Source organism: Rhizobium sp. BT04 (assembly GCF_030053135.1).
In the GTDB taxonomy this organism is placed as follows: domain Bacteria; phylum Pseudomonadota; class Alphaproteobacteria; order Rhizobiales; family Rhizobiaceae; genus Rhizobium; species Rhizobium binxianense.
The window spans coordinates 304,095-322,070 of sequence record NZ_CP125652.1 but is presented as its reverse complement, the minus strand read 5'-3'; the positions used below and the strand labels follow the sequence as shown (position 1 = coordinate 322,070).

Here is a 17,976-nt window from a genome sequence, read left to right as displayed (position 1 = left end):
GGCCGACCTGATGAATTTCCGGAGGAAACCGGAGTGGATATGATGACAACGACCTCCAACTCCGGCGGCGACATGCCCTCGCCCGTGCGGGTGAACAACGAAGGACCGAAAGTACTGCGGGCCGGTTTCATTCCGCTCGTCGATGCATCGGTGCTGATTGCGGCCGCAGAATTCGGCTTCGCGCGGAAGGAAGGCCTGACGCTCGATCTCGTCAAGGACGTCTCCTGGGCGAATGTGCGTGACCGCCTGGCATTCCGACAGTTCGACATTGCCCACATGCTGTCGCCGATGCCCGTCGCCTCCATGCTCGGCCTCGGCTCCAATCCCTCACCGACGATCACGCCATTTTCGCTGGGGCGCGGCGGCAACGCGATCACGCTGTCGACGCGGCTCTTCGACAGGATGCGGGATGAAGCAGGATTGCCGGAAACGGCAAGCGCGCTCGACAATGCCCGCGCCCTGGCAAAAACATTGGCGGCAATGAAAGCGCGCGGCGAGCCGCTGCCGACCTTCGGCGTCACCTATCCCTTCTCCTCGCACAACTACGAATTCCGCTACTGGCTGGCGGCCGGCGGCATCGATCCCGACAAGGACGTCAAGCTCGTCGTCGTGCCGCCGCCCATGACTTCGGATGCGCTGGCAGCCGGTGCGATTGACGGTTTCTGCGTCGGTGCGCCGTGGAACATGGTCGCTTCGGAGCGCGGCGTCGGCCGCATCGTCGCTGCCAAGCAGGATATCTGGCCGTCGGCACCGGAAAAGGTGATCGGCATGCGGCCGGATTGGGCGGATAGCCATCCGGAAACCGTTTCCAGGCTGATCGTGGCGCTCGACGCGGCAGCCCGTTGGTGCGACCAGGCGGAAAATCACAACGCGCTGGCGGCAGCTCTTGCCGACCCCCGCTATATCGCTGCCCCCGTCGAGATCATTCGCCGTGTACTCGCCGGCGAATTCAGCCTCGATGCAAAGGGTAACCGCCGCATCATCGCCGATTATTTCATGTTCCATTCCGGCTTCGCCAATTATCCCCGGCCGAGCCAGGCGCTGTGGATCTACAGCCAGATGATCCGCTGGGGACAGGCCGAGGTCAGCCTCAACATGGCAAGGGCGGCCGCCTCCGCCTACCGTCCGGATCTCTACCGGACGGCTCTCGGCGACAGGAACACACCTGATGATGCCGATATCCGCATCGAGGGTGTCGACGAGGGCGACCGTTTCATGGACGGCCACGTCTTCGACCCGGCGAAGCTGCCGGACTATGTCGCAGGCTTTGCCGTCAAAAGCGCCCTGCCCTTTATATCCGACGACGAGGTCTGATTGACGCCGGCCTGCACAAAACGCCAGCAAGGATCTGCCTGCCTCACAACAAGCGCACAAAAGATTTGCACGACTGATGACGGCCCGAAAAACAAGCATCCGTTATATTTCGGAAAATATTATTTACAGTCAACGACTTACACAAACGACAACAAACTGGCACGCAGTTTGCAGGAGGTATATTGCGCCGATCAATGGCGATCAGCGCAGAATGAGCGTGTGATAGGCGTTCATAGAAGACACAAAGATTACTCTTCAGATTGAAGAGATAGGTTTTAGCCTGAGCAATCTGGCCTAAGGATTGCATCCAGGCAAATGGGCCAGAAGGCCACATATTCGGCGTCCAACGGCGGGCGCCACCAGCAAAGCCGCTGATCAGGATATTTCGCGCACCTCGTGTATGCGCGTCCTGACCAGCGGCTTTTTGTTTTAACCCTCAGCGATGGATCGGCACGACCTTGTCGAGCCTCGGAGAAGTTATGTCTGTCATCGAGAAAGCACTGCCCATGTCGGCCGGCGAACCAGCCAAAGCATTGTGGATCTCCACTGTAGCCTTCACCCTCTGTTTTGCCGTGTGGACGATCTTCGCGATCATCGGCATTCGCATCAAGCAGGATCTCGGGCTGAACGAGGCCGAGTTCGGATTGCTGGTCGGCACCCCCGTCCTTACCGGCTCGCTGGTGCGCATCGTTCTTGGCATCTGGACGGGGCGCTACGGCGGCCGTCTCGTCTACACGCTCACCATGCTGGCCGCCGCATTGGCGACTTTCCTGCTCTCCTACGCCCAGACCTATACGCAGATGTTGATCGCCGGCCTCGGCGTCGGCCTGGCCGGCGGTTCCTTTGCGGTCGGTGTCGCCTATGTCTCGCCTTTCTTCCCGGCGGAGAAACAGGGAACCGCACTCGGCATCTTCGGTGCCGGCAATGTCGGCGCGGCCGTAACCAAATTCGCCGCCCCTTTTGTACTGCTCGCATGGGGCTGGCAGGCGGTCGCGGAGATCTGGGCCGTCTGTCTGGCGCTGATGGCAATCGTCTTCTGGTTCACCACGACCGATGATCCGGCCTACCGTCTCCGCCGCGAACGCCGCGTCGCCTCCAGGAGTTTTGCCGAGGAATTCGCGCCGCTGCAGAACGTCCAGGTCTGGCGCTTCTCGCTCTACTATTTCTTCGCCTTCGGCGGCTTCGTCGCCCTGTCGCTGTGGCTGCCGCGCTATCTGGTCGGCGTCTACGGCTTCCATCTGGAAACCGCCGGCATGATCGCGGCCGCCTACTCCATCCCGGGCAGTATCTTCCGCGCCTTCGGCGGCGTGCTGTCGGACAAGAAGGGCGCGCGCAGCGTGATGTATACGATGCTTGCCGTATCGGCCGTGGCCACCCTCATCCTTTCGCTGCCGGCTGCTTCTGGGGACGGGACGGGTCCGGCCTTCGGTATCACCCCCGTCATCTTCATCGTCGTCATCTTCGTGCTCGGGTTCTTCATGAGCCTCGGCAAGGCTGCCGTCTACAAGCACATTCCGGCCTACTACCCCGAAAACGTCGGCGCCGTCGGCGGTATCGTCGGGATGATGGGCGGCCTTGGCGGCTTCATCCTTCCGATCGCCTTTGGCCTCCTCAAAGACATGACCGGCTTATGGTCCAGCTGTTTCCTGCTGCTCTTTGCGATCGTCGTGATCTCTCTCATCTGGATGCACCTGTCCGTCAAGCAACTGTCGCGCCAAGGGCACGCGGCGCCCCTGGCTGCAACCTGATCTAAGGACCTGGAAATATGACCGAAAAACTTGTCATCATCGGCAATGGCATGGCGCCCGGGCGCATGCTGGAGCACCTCTTCGAGCAGGCGCCGGGTCGCTATGAAGTTACGATCTTCAATGCCGAGCCGCGCGTCAATTACGACCGCATCATGCTGTCGCCGGTTCTCTCGGGAGAAAAGGACTACGAGCAGATCATCATTCACGGCGACGGCTGGTATATCAAGCATGGCATCATGCTCTACAAGGGCCACAAGATCGTCAATATCGATCGTGAAGCCAAGACCGTCACCTCCGACCACGGCGTCACCGAAAGCTACGACAAGCTGGTGATCGCAACCGGTTCCGTGCCCTTCATCATCCCGGTTCCCGGGAAGGATCTGCCCGGCGTCATCACCTATCGCGATCTCGACGACGTGCAGGCCATGCTGCTCGCCGCTCAGTCGCGCGAAAAGGCTGTTGTCATCGGTGGCGGCCTGCTTGGCCTGGAAGCGGCGGCCGGTCTTGCCCAGCGCGGCATGGACGTCACCGTCCTGCACGTCATGCCGACGCTGATGGAGCGCCAGCTCGATCCTGCCGCCGGCTATCTGCTGCAGAAGGCGGTCGAGGAACGCGGCATCAAGGTCATCTGCAAGGCCAATACCAAGGCGATTATCGGCGACGGCCGGGTCGAGGGCATCGAGCTTGACGACGGCCGCATCATCCCGGCAACACTGGTCGTCATGGCCGTCGGCATTCGTCCGAGTGTCGGCCTGGCGAAGGACGCCGGCATTGCGGTCAATCGCGGCATCGTCGTCGATGCCGGCATGCAGACCTCGGATGGCGATATTCTCGCGCTCGGCGAATGTGCCGAGGTCGGCGGCATGGTCTATGGCCTCGTTGCGCCGCTCTATGAAATGGCCCGTATCGCCGCCGCGCATCTCTCCGGCGATCGCTCGCCCGCCTTCGTTCACGCGGATACGCCAACCAAGCTCAAGGTCACCGGCATCGAGCTTTATTCGCTCGGCGATTTCGCCGACGGCGACGACCGCGAGGAGATCGTGCTGCGCGATGCCAGCGCCGGCGTCTACAAGCGCCTGGTGCTCAAGGACAATAAGATCATCGGCACCGTGCTTTACGGCGAAACCGCCGACGGCGCCTGGTTCAACGACCTGAAAAAGAAGGCAACCGATATTTCGGAGATGCGCGAGACGCTGATCTTCGGACAGGCCTATCAGGGAGGGTCGCCGCTGGACCCTATGGCGGCCGTTGCAGCCTTGCCGGATGACGCGGAGATCTGTGGCTGCAACGGCGTATGCAAGGGTAAAATCATCTCGACGATTTCAGGCAAAGGGCTGACGTCGCTCGACGACGTGCGTGCGCACACGAAGGCATCCGCCTCGTGCGGCTCCTGCACCGGCCTCGTCGAACAACTCATGGCGCTGACGCTCGGCGACAGCTACAATCCGACTGCCGTACAGCCGATGTGCACCTGCACCGAACTCGGCCATGACGACGTTCGCCGGCTGATCAAGGCCAAGGGTCTGAAGAGCATCCCTGCCGTCATGCAGGAGCTCGAATGGAAGACTTCCTGCGGCTGCGCCAAATGTCGGCCGGCGCTCAACTATTACCTCGTCTGCGACTGGCCGGATGAATATGCCGACGACTACCAGTCGCGGTTCATCAATGAGCGCGTCCACGCCAACATCCAGAAGGACGGCACCTACTCCGTCGTTCCGCGCATGTGGGGCGGCGTCACCAATGCGAACGAGCTGCGCGCCATCGCCGATGTCGTCGACAAGTTCGAGATTCCGATGGTGAAGGTCACGGGCGGCCAGCGCATCGACCTGCTCGGCATCGAGAAGGAAGACCTGCCCGCCGTCTGGGCCGATCTCGGCAAGGCCGGTTTCGTCTCCGGCCAGGCTTATGCCAAGGGTCTGCGCACGGTGAAGACCTGCGTCGGCTCTGACTGGTGTCGCTTCGGCACACAGGATTCCACCGGTCTCGGCATTCGCATCGAGAGGTTCATGTGGGGCTCCTGGACGCCGGCCAAGCTGAAGATGGCCGTCTCCGGCTGCCCGCGCAACTGCGCGGAAGCAACCTGCAAGGATATCGGCGTGATCTGCGTGGATTCCGGTTTCGAGATCCATTTCGCCGGTGCGGCCGGTCTCGACATCAAGGGCACGGAAGTGCTCGGCCTCGTGAAGACCGAAGACGAGGCGCTGGAGCATATCGTGGCACTGACGCAGATGTACCGCGAGCAGGCCCGCTATCTCGAGCGCATCTACAAGTGGGCCAAGCGCATCGGCCTGGAGGAAATCCGCCGCCAGATCATGGGTGATGCCGAAAAGCGCAAGGCCTATTACGACCGCTTCGTCTTCAGCCAGAAATTTGCCCAGGTCGATCCCTGGTCGGAGCGTGTTTCCGGCAAGGACAAGCACGAGTTCAAGCCGATGGCGACGATCGGCTATCCGCAGGCAGCCGAGTAAGGAGATGGACATGAACTGGCCCAATGAAAACTGGCATCCGATCGGTGACATCTCCGATATTCCGCTGCGCGGCGCGCGTTGCGTGAAGACGCCGCAGGGCAAGATCGCCGTCTTCCGCACGGCCGAAAACGAGGTCTTCGCCATCGAGGATCACTGCCCGCATAAGGGCGGTCCGCTCTCCCAGGGCATTGTGCATGCCAAGGCCGTCACCTGCCCGCTGCACAATTGGGTGATTTCTCTCGAAACCGGCAAGGCGCTCGGCGCCGACCAGGGCGAGGTGCGGACCATACCGGTCCGCAACGAGGACGGCGCCCTCTTCATCGCGCTTGAAAGCCTGATGATGGCGGCGGAATAGATGGCGGCTGAGGTCAAGACCACCTGTCCCTATTGCGGTGTCGGCTGCGGCGTTATCGCCACGGTCGACGAGGCCGGAACCGTCAGCGTCAAGGGCGATCCCGAGCATCCGTCGAATTTCGGCCGGCTCTGCTCGAAGGGGTCGGCGCTTGCCGAAACCATCGATCTCGACGGCCGGCTTCTCCATCCCGAAATTGCAGGCGAGCGCAGCGGCTGGGACGAAGCGCTTGACTTAGTCGCCCGGCGTTTCTCCGAAACGATCGCTGAACACGGGCCAGATTCCGTTGCCTTCTATGTCTCTGGCCAGCTGCTGACCGAGGATTATTACCTCGCCAACAAGCTGATGAAGGGCTTCATCGGCTCGGCCAATATCGACACCAATTCAAGGCTCTGCATGTCCTCCTCGGTGGCGGGGCATCGCCGCGCCTTCGGCGCCGATACCGTGCCCGGGACCTATGAGGATATCGAACTTGCGGATCTGGTGATCCTGATCGGCTCCAATCTTGCCTGGTGTCATCCCGTCATCTACCAGCGGCTTGCCGCCGCGAAGACAGCGCGGCCCAACTTGCGGATCGTCGTCATCGATCCGCGCCGGACGATGACATGCGATATCGCCGACCTGCACCTGGCGATCCGACCCGATGGCGACGTCGCGCTGTTCATGGGACTGCTTGCCCATCTCGCGACAAGCCCGGCCATCGACCAGAATTATATCGCCGCTCATACCGAAGGTTTCGGCGACGCTTTTGCGGCGGCCGCAGCACTTGATATCAACGATCTCCTGGAACGCACCGGGCTGCCGGCCATGCAGATCCGGGAGTTCTTCCGCCTGTTCGAGACGACGCCGAAAGTCGTGACCTGCTACAGCCAGGGCGTCAACCAGTCCTCCTCCGGCACCGACAAGGTCAATGCCATCCTTAACTGCCATCTGGCGACCGGCCGCATCGGCCGCCCGGGCATGGGGCCGTTCTCGCTGACCGGCCAACCGAACGCCATGGGCGGGCGCGAGGTCGGCGGCCTTGCCAACATGCTGGCAGCTCATATGGCAATCGAAAATGCTGACGATCGCGACCGGGTGCAGCGCTTCTGGAATTCGCCGGTCATCGCCGCAAAACCCGGCCTGAAGGCGGTCGACATGTTCCGTGCGGTGGCCGACGGGCGCATCAAGGCGCTCTGGATCATGGCCACCAATCCGGTCGTCTCGATGCCGGATGCCGACAGCGTCGAAAGGGCGATCGCCGCCTGTCCCTTCGTCGTCGTCTCGGACATCCGGAGAGAGACGGATACGGCCCGGCATGCAGATGTGCTTCTGCCTTCGCTCGGCTGGGGCGAGAAGGACGGCACCGTCACCAATTCCGAACGGCGCATTTCACGGCAGCGGCCGTTTCTCGGGCTCCCCGGCGATGCGAAAGCCGACTGGTGGCAGCTTGCCGAGGTCGGACGCCGGATGGGCTTTGCCGCCGCTTTCGATTTCGACGCGCCGGTGGAGATCTTCTCCGAACATGCCGCCCTTTCCGCCTTCGAAAATAACGGCAGCCGCGATTTCGATATCGGCGCGCGCGCCGGCATGAGCGGGGACGTCTATGACGCGCTGTCGCCTTTCCAGTGGCCACAGGCGGCAGGGACCGAAGCCGGCGTCACCCGCTTCTTCGCCGAGGGCGGTTTCTACCATGCCGATGGCAAGGCGCGTTTTGTCGCGGTCAAGCCACCCGAAACGAACCGCACCAATGCCGACTTCCCCTTCACGCTGAATACCGGGCGCATTCGCGACCAGTGGCACACGATGACCCGCACCGGAAAGAGCGCACGGCTTTCCGCCCATATCGCCGAACCTTTCGCGGAGATCCATCCACGCGACGCGATCGAGACCGGCATATCGAGCGCCGGTCTCGTCGAGATCGACAGTCCGTATGGCAAGGCAATCGTCCGGGCGCTGGTGACCGATCGCCAGGCCCGCGGCGGCATCTTTGCGCCGATGCACTGGAACGACCAGTTCGCGGCCAAAGCACGGATCGACGCCGTGGTCGCGCCGATCACCGATCCCGTTTCCGGCCAGCCGGCGTCGAAGAACGTCGCCGTCGCCGTCCGGCCCTTCCGCGCCACGCATTACGGCTTCGCCGTCTCGGCGACAAAACCGGAAACACCAGATGCCGCCTATTGGGCGCTGGCGAAAGCCGATGGCGGCTGGCGGCTGGAGCTTGCCTTCACTGAGGCCGTCGAAGACTGGACGGCCTGGTGCCGGGCGGTTTTCGCCATTCCGGCAGAGATCGAACCGCTTGGTTATGCCGACCGGCAATCCGGCGACCTTAGGCTCGCCTTCTTCGATGCCGAGGTCCTGCTTGCCGCGCTGTTTCTGGCACGCGAGCCCGTCGCCGTCGCACGCAACTGGGCGATCTCGCAGCTTTCAGCCTCGCATGGCGATCTCCGGAAACGCTTTGCGCTCGTTGCAGGCCGCCCCGGCGCCGGCAGGCCGGATCCAGGCGCCACCGTCTGCTCCTGCTTCTGTGTCGGGGTCAACCAGATCGCTGCCGCCGTGCGCGGCGGATGCCACAGCGTCGAGGCGGTCGGCAAGGAAACCAGCGCCGGAACCAATTGCGGCTCCTGCCGCAGCGAAATCGGCAGGATCATCGATCGCTGTCTGACTGCCGCCGCGGAGTGAAAGCGCAAAGGACGCTATAGCGCGGCCGGACTGATGTCAGGCCGCATTGGGAACGATCAGCATTCTGCGATCGGCGGAGATGCGGACGGAAATCTCATTATAGGATGAGAGGGTCGGATGCGACGTTTCCATCTTCTGGTGATGGGTTGCGGTCACGACCATGACATCGGCGCCCGCCGCCTCGCCGGCGGTGATGCCGGCTTTGACATCCTCGAACACCAGGCAGTCCTGCGTGCCGACGCCGAGGCGTTCGGCGCCTAAGATGTAACATTGCGGGTCGGGTTTTCCGACCTTGACGTCCTCCGCCGTCACCATGAATTTCGGCAGCGGCAGGCCTGCCGCCTCCAGCCGCCGATGGGCAAGGCGCAAGGGCGAGGAGGTGACGATCGCCCAGCGATCGGGCGGCAACGCGCTCAGGAATGCCGCGGCGCCAGGGATGGCAACGACATCGCCGACATCGGCGATTTCAGCCTCGGTCACCAGCCCGGATTCATGTTCGGGATCAACGCCCGGCAGGTTCAGCCGGGCGATCGTGTCGACCCCGCGCGATCCATGCATCTTCGGTAGGAAAGCGGCGACATCGAGCCCGTGGCGTCTCGCCCAATCGCTCCATACACGCTCGGCGGCACGGATCGAATTGAGGATGGTACCGTCCATATCGAACAGGAAGGCGGCATAAGGCTTCTCGAAGCCGCGGGGCATCGGCAGGGACAAAGGCGGATCCTTTAAGGAAGAGCATCGGATGGTTGTCGCTATCGCCCGATGAAACGGCAAATCGTCGCCTTTTGCAAGCTTTGGCAGGGACGGGCCGGTCTATACGCCGCGGCAAGCCTTACCCACATGCGTCAACGCAGCAGCTTCAGTGAACCCGTCAGCGAACGGATCCACTTCGTCGGACCGGCGAGCCCGACACCGTCGATGGTTTCGCGGGAGAGGTCGCGTTCCGGTATCGAAGCCTCGTATTCGGCATAGACGTGCAGGGTGCGGGCAAAACGTGGGAACGGCACGACCAGGGCGCCGTCAGGCGCCGGCAAAGCCTTCAGCAGCAGCGATCTCAGATCCGCGGCCGCCGCCTGCAGCACCGGCACCGGCTTGTTGGCGCTGACATGAAATATCCGGCCGGCCTGATCGGTCAGCCGCGCACCGGCAAGCGCGGGGGCTGCAGCGCCGAGGCCGATCGACAGCACGGCGACAGTATTGGCGAGTTCGCCGGCCAGCAGCCCCGGCTCGACAATCACCGCGACACGCCAGTCCTCACCCGTCATCCCTCAGTCTCCCTTCCTCGTTCGACCTCCCCAACCTATCGAAAGCCATGGAAATATCCTGCCTATTCCTGTCGTCTCGCCTGCGATTTTGGTAGGATCTTCCCGTACATCAACAAAATGAGAAAGGACTCACCTGTTATGGAATTCGAGCCGGGAGATATCCGGATATTGAAGGCGCTTCAAAGCGAAGGACGGCTGACCAACCAGGAGCTGGCGGAACGCGTGGGGATGTCGACCTCGCCCTGCTGGCGCAGAGTAAAGCGGCTTGAAGAGTCCGGTGTCATCCGCGGCTATCAAGCCCTCGTCGATCGCCGCGCCGTCGGCCTCGGTGTCCTCGCCTTCGTGCGTGTGCAGATCGATACGCATTCCCATGACGAGGCCGAACGTTTCGAGCGCGAGGTCGGCGAGCTGGAGGCGGTCATCGCCTGCTATTCCGTCGCCGGCGAGGCTGACTTCCTGCTGCAAGTGGTTGCCACCGATCTCGACAACTATGCCGAATTCGCCATGACGGTGATCCGCCGACTGCCCGGCATCAAGGAGATGCATACGATGTTCGTGCTGAAGGACATCAAGGCATCGACAATTCTGCCCGTGCAGCTAGCGGCCACCGGCCGTTCGCGCTGAAGCGCAGCCCTTGCTTCCCAGGCGGCTCCGAAGAGGCGGCCTAAAAGGCTGTGCTGGCGGTGGCGATCAAGTCGCAGGAGAGACGCAGGCCGATCCGGTCATAACACTGATCATCGCGGCCGCCGGCGAGTTTTAGCCCGGTGGGAGCATCGGCGCGCAGAGGGGCCTGCGTCGTCGGGTCGACGCGCATCGGGACTGTGCTCCATAACGAGGGGCGGCTGAGGTCAATCGGGGAAACACCGGCCTTCTCGCCGCCCATGGCAGAGGACGCGATTGCCATGCCGCTTGCCGTCAAGGCGAGCGCAAGCGCAATCTGCAGACCGAGATCTGCGGCCTCGCGAGGGGAAACGAACATAGCGGCCTCATGCTGCTGAATTTAGCGTTTCATCAGGTCACTAAGGCAGGCGGCGGCGGCGATCCAGCGGCTTCGGCCGTTAAGGTTTATGCGTAACCATGCAAGGCCGCGTGCAAGTTTTCGCGAATTTCGGAACCATGATTCCACCCAGCAGTTACACCAGGGTCATCCAAGATGAAAATCAAAGGAGGATATCCTCATGACCAAATCCCTTGTCGCCGCTTCTCTGCTTGCACTCGGCCTGGCATCGTCGGCCTTTGCCCAGTCGAACCCCGATCCGATCGGGCCGACCAATGGCGGCTCGACCGATCCGAGTTCGGGCAACTACTCGTCCGATTACACCAATGACGACAATGGCATGTATCCGGTGCGCACGGCGCCGGTCGATCCGATGACGACACAGAGCATCGGACAGCCGCAAACGATGGAATGCCCCGGCATGCCACAGCAGATGTCCGGCGTCGACACGCGTGGCGGCCAGAGCGGCGCCTCGATCAGCGAAGCCTGCCGCGAATACGACAACTAAGCATTTCTACGCTTCAAGCATGTCGCGCGGTGCGCCACGCTTGGAAAAGGCCGGTTCACGCCGGCCTTTTCATGTCCCGGCAGCGACGAACGCTTCTTCTTCCGGATGAAACTTTTAATCCGGCCGTTCCGTACCTCCGTAGCAGGTTGAAAGAACACGAGCAGGGACGGACTCATTGGCAAAGGACACGGCAAAACCGGTCATTCTGTGGTTTCGCAAGGATTTGCGCCTTGACGACAACCAGGCTCTCAATGCAGCCCATCTCTCCGGGCGGCCGGTCATCCTCCTCTATATCAGCGAGCCCGCGGCCCATACCGGTCCGCTCGGGGCCGCGCAGGCCTGGTGGCTGCATCATTCGCTGGCAGCGCTCGACAGAGCGCTGCGCAGGCGCCAGGGACGGCTGGTGCTTGCCTGCGGCGAGGCGCTCGAGGTTCTTCGTGCTATCATCAGAGAGAGCGGCGCCGAAGCCGTCTTCTGGAACCGGCGCTACGATCCATCCGGCACCGCCGTCGACATCCGCATCGAGCACGAATTGGACAAGCAGGCGATCGAGGCGAGAAGCTTCGGGGGCCAGCTGCTGCACGAACCTTCCCGGCTGATGACCGACAGCGGCACCCCCTACCGTGTCTATACGCCTTTCTGGCACGCGCTGGAGGGCGCCGCGAACCGGAGCCGCCGCTGGAGGCGCCGGCGAAACTGCGGCTGGCATCGCCGCTTCCGAAATCGGAAAGGCTGGAGAGCTGGAAACTGCTGCCGACGAAGCCGGACTGGGCGAGGGATTTTGGTGATCTCTGGACGCCGGGCGAACAAGGCGCGCGGGAAAAGCTCCGTTCCTTCGTCGAGGACATGCTCGACGGCTATAAGGAAAACCGCGACTATCCGGCGAAGCAGGCGACATCGATGCTGTCGCCACATCTAGCGCTCGGCGAGATCTCCCCTGCCCGCATATGGGACGCGACCCGTGGTCTGTCGAAACGGGTGCCGGCGGCCGACATCGTGCATTTCCGCAAGGAGATCGCCTGGCGCGAATTCTCCTATCACCTGCTTTTCCATTTCCCGCGTCTTGCCTCGGACAACTGGAACGATCGTTTCGACGGCTTCGAATGGCGCAATGACGATGACGATTTCGAGGCGTGGCGCCGAGGGCTGACCGGCTACCCGATCGTCGACGCCGGCATGCGCCAGCTCTGGCGGCATGGCTGGATGCACAATCGCGTGCGGATGATCGTCGCCTCCTTCCTCATCAAGGATCTGATGGTTGACTGGCGCCGGGGCGAGGCCTGGTTTCGCGACACGCTTGTCGATGCCGATCCCGCCAACAACGCGGCAAGCTGGCAGTGGGTGGCGGGTTCCGGCGCCGATGCCTCGCCGTTCTTCCGGATATTCAATCCGGTGCTCCAGGGCGAGACTTTCGATCCGGACGGCTGTTATGTCAGGGCTCATGTGCCGGAGCTTCGACAACTCGGGGCAAAATACATCCACAGGCCGTTCGAGGCGCCGAAGAGCATGCTCGACGAGGCCGGCGTCACGCTTGGCCAAACCTATCCGAAACCGATCGTGGACCATGCCAGTGCGCGCAACCGCGCGCTCGCCGCCTACAACGCCACGAGGGGTGCAGCCTGAACGCGCACGCCGATCCCGCTTCCATTGAACTGCTCTTATGATCTTCTCTTAAATCGGTTCCGATTTGAGCAATTATGCAGTAGCCTTCGATACAATGGCCGGGGGGGCGGCCGCGCATATCATAACGGGTGCTTCGTCGTCCCTAACCGGCAGGAAAATGCGGGAGGAGGAGAGATGAGCAAGGCGCAGGACTGGAATCTGCTGGCTCGTGACGCGGTGACGCTGACGGCCGAAAACATGTCCCGCATGGTGAAGGGCCTGCCCTTCAAGGCAAGGCTGGCGCTGCGTGGACTTCTGCACATGCAGCACGGTTCGCTTGCCGTGACCCTCCCCGACGGCCGCAGGCTGCTGGTCGAGGGCAAGAAGGCCGGGCCGAAGGCGGCACTCAGCCTCCACAACTGGAACCTTGCCTATCGGGCGCTGGCGAGCGGCACGATCGGGGTTGCCGAAACCTATATGGACGGCGACTGGGACAGCCCCGACATCGCCGCCTTCCTCGAACTCTTTCTCGTCAACGGCGAAGCCGCCTTCAGCTACGCGCATGGCAAGGGCGGCCTTGGCCGCCTCTTCGAGCGGATGCGCCATTGGATGAATGCCAACACCAGGACGGGCTCGAAGCGCAACATCTCAGCCCATTACGATCTCGGCAATGATTTCTACAGGGAATGGCTCGATCCGAGCATGACCTATTCCTCGGCACTCTATTCCACCGGCGCCAACGACCTGCAATCGGCCCAGAACGCCAAATACCGCGCGCTCGCCGAAGCGACCGGCATCGGTCCCGGCGATCACGTGCTGGAGATCGGCTGCGGCTGGGGCGGTTTTGCCGAATTTGCCGCCGGCGAGCTGAACTGCAAGGTGACCGGGCTGACGATCAGCCGCGAGCAGCTCGTCTTTGCCGAGGAGCGCATCCGCAAGGCCGGCCTCGGCGACCGCGTCGAATTCCGCTTCCAGGATTACCGCGACGAGACTGGACTCTATGACCGGATCGTCTCGATCGAGATGTTCGAAGCGGTCGGCGAGAAATACTGGCCATCCTATTTCTCCAAGCTCAGGCAATGCCTAAAGCCGGGCGGCAAGGCCGGCCTGCAGATCATCACGATCAAGCCCGAGTCCTTCGACCAGTATCGCGGCAATCCTGACTTCATCCAGAAATACGTGTTTCCCGGCGGCATGCTGCCAACGCGCAATCATCTCGCTGAACTCGCCGGCAAGGTCGAGCTGTCGCTGGTCAAGGATTTCGGCTTCGGGCTCGACTATGCCCGCACGCTTGCCGAATGGCGCGAGCGCTTCTGGTCGGTCTGGGAGCGCATCCGCCCGATGGGCTTCGACGAGCGTTTCAAGCGGCTCTGGGAATTCTATCTGTTCTATTGCGAGGCCGGCTTCCGCGCCCGCAATATCGATGTGCGCCAGGTTGTGTTCTCGCGCCGTTGATCATTCCGCCGGGTGCGGTGTCGCCGGATGATGGCCAGTCGATGACCGCCGCTCCCGCCAGCCGGTGACGCGGTTCACCAAGGGGAAATAAGCGCCATAGGGAAGCAGGCGCGCGAGTTTCAGTATGGTGATGAAGCGCCTAGGGAAGGTGATCTCGAAGGCCTGCGATTTCAGGCCGGCGGCAATCTGCCGGGCGGCCTCCTCGACCGATACCAAGGCTGACATCGCAAAGGCGTTCCTCCTCGTCGCCGGCGTATCGACAAAACCCGGACTGACGAGTTGGATGCGGATGCCGATCTTATCGAGATCGAATTTCAGGCTTTCGGCCATATTGATCAACGCCGCCTTGGTGGCGCCATAGGCCGCACCCGTCGGCAGGCCGCCATAGCCGGTGACGCAGGAGACGATGGCGATCTGCCCCTGCCCTTTCGCCTTCATATGGCCGATCGCCGGCAACAGGCAGTTGACGACGCCGGAAAGATTGACGGCAAAGCTTTTGTCGAAATCGGCCCGGTTCAGATCCTCGGCATGAACAGGCAGGCAGACGCCGGCATTGAGGATCGCCATGGCGAGCGTGCCGTGTTCATATTCAATGGAGGCCATGACATGTTCCATGTCCTCGGCATCGGTGACGTCGCCGTCGAGAACGACGATGCTGCCGGAAAGGCCGCGGGCCTCGGCCTGCAGTTCGACCAGCTTTTCGTGACTTCTGGCTGTGACCGCGACCTTGTATCCTTCGGCCGCGAGCTTCAGCGCAAGCGCCCGGCCGATACCCGAGCTCGCCCCGGTGATCCAGACGATTCCATGTTCGGGACGGGCGATGAAATCACGCATGACATGTTCCTCCGGCTCTGCCTGATCAACACGAAACAGGTCCGGAAGTTCACTGCTCCTCCCGGATTTATGGCTCTATCACACCATTGTGGCTGCTTTCAGCCGATCAGGTCGCCGATCATCTGTCGAAAGGATCCCGTCAGCCTGACCGGCCCGTCCGAAACGGCAAAGGCGATGCAAGGTCTGTCCTTTTCGGCGACCGGCCGGTGGTCGACCGTCTCGTCGGCAATTGAGATGTCGCCGGGACCGAAACGGCCGCGCTCATCGTTGAAGGCGCCGTCGAGGATGAGGATCAGTTCCATGCCTTTATGCGTGTGTGCCGGCAAGGCGCGGCCCGGACGGATCCACATCAGATTGACCTCGCAGCCGTCCATGTCGAGCGGATACTCCTTGAAGCCCGGCAGCCGCGTGCGCCAGGGCACGTCCTCGGCCTCGAAACCGACGAAATCGCGCAATGCCTGAGGAAACAGGGCATGCTCCGGCCGCTCGATCGCAGCAGGCTCCATGATGGGAGAATCGGAGGCAAAAATCGCCGCAAGCCGCCGGTCGCGGTCGGCAATGGAAGCTTGCTGCACACTTTCCAGGGCTTCGCCCGCCAGCAGCTCGAGGCTGTTCACCAGGCTGCGATTGTCCGGTTTCATTTCAAGATGAGCCTGCACCAGCACACGCGCCGGCTCGGGCAAGGAGCCGGCAACATAATGCGCCATCAATGCATCGATCGTGTCGATCTGCTCGTGAACCATGTCTGTTTCGGTCACGCCCTGTTGCCGGGCTCCGTTGTCGCTTTGTCGTCATCCGTACGGGGAAAGTCAATCTTCGGATCACCCCGCCCAAGGCGGGATTGCCGGCCATGCGTCATTTCGGGGGACGGAGGCCAAATTTTATCGTGTCCGACAGAGGCGTGGAATAGCATTTCTTGCCAACACAGCCTTGTGAAGGGAAAAGACCGTTCCTAAAGTAAGAGTTCGAATAGAGGCAGATTCCATGACCTTTCACCCCTCCGTCCTCGAAGCCATCGGCAACACGCCCCTGATCCAGCTCAAGGGCGCCTCAGCGGCAACCGGCTGCACCATTCTCGGCAAGGCGGAGTTCCTGAACCCCGGCCAATCGGTGAAGGATCGTGCCGCGCTCTACATCATCCGCGACGCAGAGCGGAAGGGATTGCTTCGCCCGGGCGGCGTCATCGTCGAAGGCACGGCCGGCAATACCGGCATCGGCCTGACGCTGGTCGCCAAAGCGCTCGGCTACCGCACCGTCATCGTCATCCCGGAAACGCAGAGCCAGGAAAAGAAGGACGCGCTGAAGCTGCTCGGCGCCGAACTCGTCGAAGTGCCGGCCGTCGCCTATAAGAACCCGAACAATTACGTGAAAGTGTCCGGGCGGCTTGCCGAGCAGCTGGCGAAGACCGAGCCGAACGGGGCGATCTGGGCAAACCAATTCGACAACGTCGCCAACCGTCAGGCGCATATCGAAACCACCGCCAGGGAAATTTGGAAAGATACCGACGGCAAGGTCGACGGCTTCATCTGCTCTGTCGGTTCCGGCGGCACGCTGGCAGGCGTCGCCGCCGGCCTCAAGGCTTTCAATGCGGACGTCAAGATCGGCATCGCCGATCCCGACGGCGCCGCACTTTACGAATTCTACCAGAACGGCACGCTGATATCCGAGGGATCGTCGATCACCGAGGGCATCGGCCAGGGCCGCATCACCGCCAATCTCGAAGGCTTCACGCCCGATTTCTCCTATCGGGTTTCCGATGCCGAAGCGCTTCCCTATCTTTTCGACCTCGTCGAAAACGAGGGCCTTTGCCTCGGCGGCTCGACGGCGATCAACGTTGCCGGCGCGGTCAAACTCGCGAGGGATCTCGGGCCCGGCCACACGGTGGTGACGATCCTGTGCGACTACGGCAACCGCTATCAGTCGAAGCTCTTCAACCCGGATTTCCTGACCTCGAAAGGACTGCCCGTTCCGGGCTGGATGGCCAAGTCGTCCGAGATAGACGTTCCCTACGAACCCGCGTGAGACCCCATGCCCGTCAATGCCCTCTATCGTGACGACTTCTATCTCTCGACATGCGAGGCTGTTGTTACCGCCGTTCACGAGGACGGGGGCATCGAACTCGACCAGACCTGTTTCTATGCGACATCAGGCGGTCAGCCGGGTGATACCGGCGCGCTGGAACGCGCCGACGGCACCAAGATCGCGCTCGGCCAGACGAAGCACGGACCCAGCAAGGATATCGTCATCCATGTGCCGCTCGAAAACGAGCCGCGCCCGGAAGTCGGCGAGACGCTGGTGCTGCATGTCGACTGGCAGCGCCGCTACAGGCTGATGCGTATGCACACGGCCTGCCACCTGCTATCCGTCGTCTGCTCTTATCCGATCACCGGGGCTGCCGTCGGCGAGGAGGAAAGCCGCGTCGACTTCGACATGACCGAAACGATCGACAAGGACCAGGTGACATCAAAGCTGATGGAACTGGTCGCCGAAAACCATCCGGTCTATCTGCAGTGGATCACCGATGAGGAATTGGCGGCCAATCCAGACATCGTCAAATCGAAGAACGTGCGCCCGCCGATTGGGCTCGGGCGCGTCAGCCTCGTCTGCATCGGTGAGAACTCCTCGATTGACAGCCAGCCCTGCGGCGGCACACATGTCTCCGAAACGCAGGAAGTCGGCCAGATCCATATCGCCAAGATCGAGAAAAAGGGCAAGGAGAACCGGCGCTTCCGAATCCGCTTCGGCACGCCCGGCGACGAAGCCTGATCATCA

The 17,976-nt window shown here is 62.2% G+C and carries 15 protein-coding genes and 1 pseudogene; 11 read left to right on the top strand and 5 right to left on the bottom strand.

Going from position 1 to position 17,976, the window contains the following annotated elements; translation table 11 throughout:
• Positions 1–33: 33 nt before the first annotated feature.
• The 5 genes from QMO82_RS09995 to QMO82_RS09975 all read left to right on the top strand — a co-directional run bounded on the left by QMO82_RS09995 (position 34) and on the right by QMO82_RS09975 (position 8,543).
• On the top strand, positions 34–1,314 hold the full coding sequence (locus tag QMO82_RS09995; RefSeq protein WP_183607594.1) for a CmpA/NrtA family ABC transporter substrate-binding protein: 1,281 nt from the start codon (positions 34–36) through the stop codon (positions 1,312–1,314).
• Between the two features lie 479 nt (positions 1,315–1,793).
• Positions 1,794–3,062 carry a nitrate/nitrite transporter gene (locus QMO82_RS09990; protein ID WP_183607595.1) on the top strand — a complete coding sequence of 423 codons (1,269 nt, stop codon included), beginning with the start codon at positions 1,794–1,796 and terminating at the stop codon, positions 3,060–3,062.
• Between the two features lie 17 nt (positions 3,063–3,079).
• Positions 3,080–5,530, top strand: coding sequence for a nitrite reductase large subunit NirB (nirB, locus tag QMO82_RS09985; protein ID WP_183607596.1), 2,451 nt, complete (start codon positions 3,080–3,082; stop codon positions 5,528–5,530).
• A gap of 4 nt (positions 5,531–5,534) precedes the next feature.
• On the top strand, positions 5,535–5,885 hold the full coding sequence (gene nirD / locus QMO82_RS09980) for a nitrite reductase small subunit NirD (RefSeq protein ID WP_097618964.1): 351 nt from the start codon (positions 5,535–5,537) through the stop codon (positions 5,883–5,885).
• A complete protein-coding gene (locus tag QMO82_RS09975; RefSeq protein WP_183607597.1) occupies positions 5,886–8,543 on the top strand; it encodes a nitrate reductase in 2,658 nt (885 codons plus the stop codon).
• 36 nt (positions 8,544–8,579) lie between these two features.
• On the opposite strand, the gene QMO82_RS09970 is transcribed toward QMO82_RS09975, so the two are convergent.
• Positions 8,580–9,257, bottom strand: a complete 678-nt coding sequence (locus QMO82_RS09970) for an HAD family hydrolase (protein ID WP_183607598.1) — start codon at positions 9,255–9,257, stop codon at positions 8,580–8,582.
• A gap of 131 nt (positions 9,258–9,388) precedes the next feature.
• On the bottom strand, positions 9,389–9,808 hold the full coding sequence (locus QMO82_RS09965) for a DUF2000 domain-containing protein (protein ID WP_183607599.1): 420 nt from the start codon (positions 9,806–9,808) through the stop codon (positions 9,389–9,391).
• A gap of 138 nt (positions 9,809–9,946) precedes the next feature.
• Here QMO82_RS09965 and QMO82_RS09960 point away from each other — a divergent pair, with 138 nt between their 5' ends.
• Positions 9,947–10,432: an Lrp/AsnC family transcriptional regulator gene (locus QMO82_RS09960; protein ID WP_183607600.1), complete on the top strand. Its 486-nt coding sequence runs from the start codon at positions 9,947–9,949 to the stop codon at positions 10,430–10,432.
• A 40-nt stretch (positions 10,433–10,472) separates the two neighbouring features.
• On the opposite strand, the gene QMO82_RS09955 is transcribed toward QMO82_RS09960, so the two are convergent.
• The gene (locus QMO82_RS09955; RefSeq protein WP_183607601.1) at positions 10,473–10,787 is read right to left on the bottom strand and encodes a hypothetical protein; all 315 of its coding nucleotides are present in this window, start codon (positions 10,785–10,787) and stop codon (positions 10,473–10,475) included.
• Between the two features lie 199 nt (positions 10,788–10,986).
• Between QMO82_RS09955 and QMO82_RS09950 the strand changes: the two genes are divergently transcribed.
• From QMO82_RS09950 to QMO82_RS09940, 3 genes and pseudogenes are all read left to right on the top strand, one after another.
• Complete coding sequence (locus tag QMO82_RS09950) at positions 10,987–11,313, top strand: hypothetical protein (protein WP_183607602.1); 327 nt, start codon at positions 10,987–10,989, stop codon at positions 11,311–11,313.
• A 175-nt stretch (positions 11,314–11,488) separates the two neighbouring features.
• A pseudogene (locus tag QMO82_RS09945) lies at positions 11,489–12,936 on the top strand (deoxyribodipyrimidine photo-lyase).
• A gap of 174 nt (positions 12,937–13,110) precedes the next feature.
• A complete protein-coding gene (locus tag QMO82_RS09940; protein ID WP_183607603.1) occupies positions 13,111–14,370 on the top strand; it encodes a cyclopropane-fatty-acyl-phospholipid synthase family protein in 1,260 nt (419 codons plus the stop codon).
• On the opposite strand, the gene QMO82_RS09935 is transcribed toward QMO82_RS09940, so the two are convergent.
• Together QMO82_RS09935 and QMO82_RS09930 are read right to left on the bottom strand one after the other, a co-directional pair.
• The gene (locus QMO82_RS09935; protein ID WP_183607604.1) at positions 14,371–15,204 is read right to left on the bottom strand and encodes an SDR family NAD(P)-dependent oxidoreductase; all 834 of its coding nucleotides are present in this window, start codon (positions 15,202–15,204) and stop codon (positions 14,371–14,373) included. It abuts the gene before it with no gap.
• Positions 15,205–15,302: 98 nt separating this feature from the next.
• Positions 15,303–15,962: a ChrR family anti-sigma-E factor gene (locus QMO82_RS09930; protein ID WP_183607605.1), complete on the bottom strand. Its 660-nt coding sequence runs from the start codon at positions 15,960–15,962 to the stop codon at positions 15,303–15,305.
• Between the two features lie 226 nt (positions 15,963–16,188).
• Between QMO82_RS09930 and QMO82_RS09925 the strand changes: the two genes are divergently transcribed.
• On the top strand, positions 16,189–17,226 hold the full coding sequence (locus QMO82_RS09925; protein ID WP_183607606.1) for a cysteine synthase A: 1,038 nt from the start codon (positions 16,189–16,191) through the stop codon (positions 17,224–17,226).
• Positions 17,227–17,232: 6 nt separating this feature from the next.
• Entirely contained in the window at positions 17,233–17,970 is a 738-nt protein-coding gene (locus QMO82_RS09920; protein WP_183607607.1) for an alanyl-tRNA editing protein, read from the top strand.
• Positions 17,971–17,976 lie beyond the last annotated feature (6 nt).

What these genes read in the sequence shown, in the direction of transcription:
- QMO82_RS09990 (WP_183607595.1), top strand. Translation starts at nt 1,794, where the DNA reads ATGTCTGTCATCGAGAAAGCACTGCCCATGTCGGCCGGCGAACCAGCC.
- nirB (WP_183607596.1), top strand. Translation starts at nt 3,080, where the DNA reads ATGACCGAAAAACTTGTCATCATCGGCAATGGCATGGCGCCCGGGCGC.
- nirD (WP_097618964.1), top strand. Translation starts at nt 5,535, where the DNA reads ATGGACATGAACTGGCCCAATGAAAACTGGCATCCGATCGGTGACATC.
- QMO82_RS09975 (WP_183607597.1), top strand. Translation starts at nt 5,886, where the DNA reads ATGGCGGCTGAGGTCAAGACCACCTGTCCCTATTGCGGTGTCGGCTGC.
- QMO82_RS09965 (WP_183607599.1), bottom strand. Translation starts at nt 9,808, where the DNA reads ATGACGGGTGAGGACTGGCGTGTCGCGGTGATTGTCGAGCCGGGGCTG.
- QMO82_RS09960 (WP_183607600.1), top strand. Translation starts at nt 9,947, where the DNA reads ATGGAATTCGAGCCGGGAGATATCCGGATATTGAAGGCGCTTCAAAGC.
- QMO82_RS09955 (WP_183607601.1), bottom strand. Translation starts at nt 10,787, where the DNA reads ATGTTCGTTTCCCCTCGCGAGGCCGCAGATCTCGGTCTGCAGATTGCG.
- QMO82_RS09950 (WP_183607602.1), top strand. Translation starts at nt 10,987, where the DNA reads ATGACCAAATCCCTTGTCGCCGCTTCTCTGCTTGCACTCGGCCTGGCA.
- QMO82_RS09940 (WP_183607603.1), top strand. Translation starts at nt 13,111, where the DNA reads ATGAGCAAGGCGCAGGACTGGAATCTGCTGGCTCGTGACGCGGTGACG.
- QMO82_RS09935 (WP_183607604.1), bottom strand. Translation starts at nt 15,204, where the DNA reads ATGCGTGATTTCATCGCCCGTCCCGAACATGGAATCGTCTGGATCACC.
- QMO82_RS09925 (WP_183607606.1), top strand. Translation starts at nt 16,189, where the DNA reads ATGACCTTTCACCCCTCCGTCCTCGAAGCCATCGGCAACACGCCCCTG.
- QMO82_RS09920 (WP_183607607.1), top strand. Translation starts at nt 17,233, where the DNA reads ATGCCCGTCAATGCCCTCTATCGTGACGACTTCTATCTCTCGACATGC.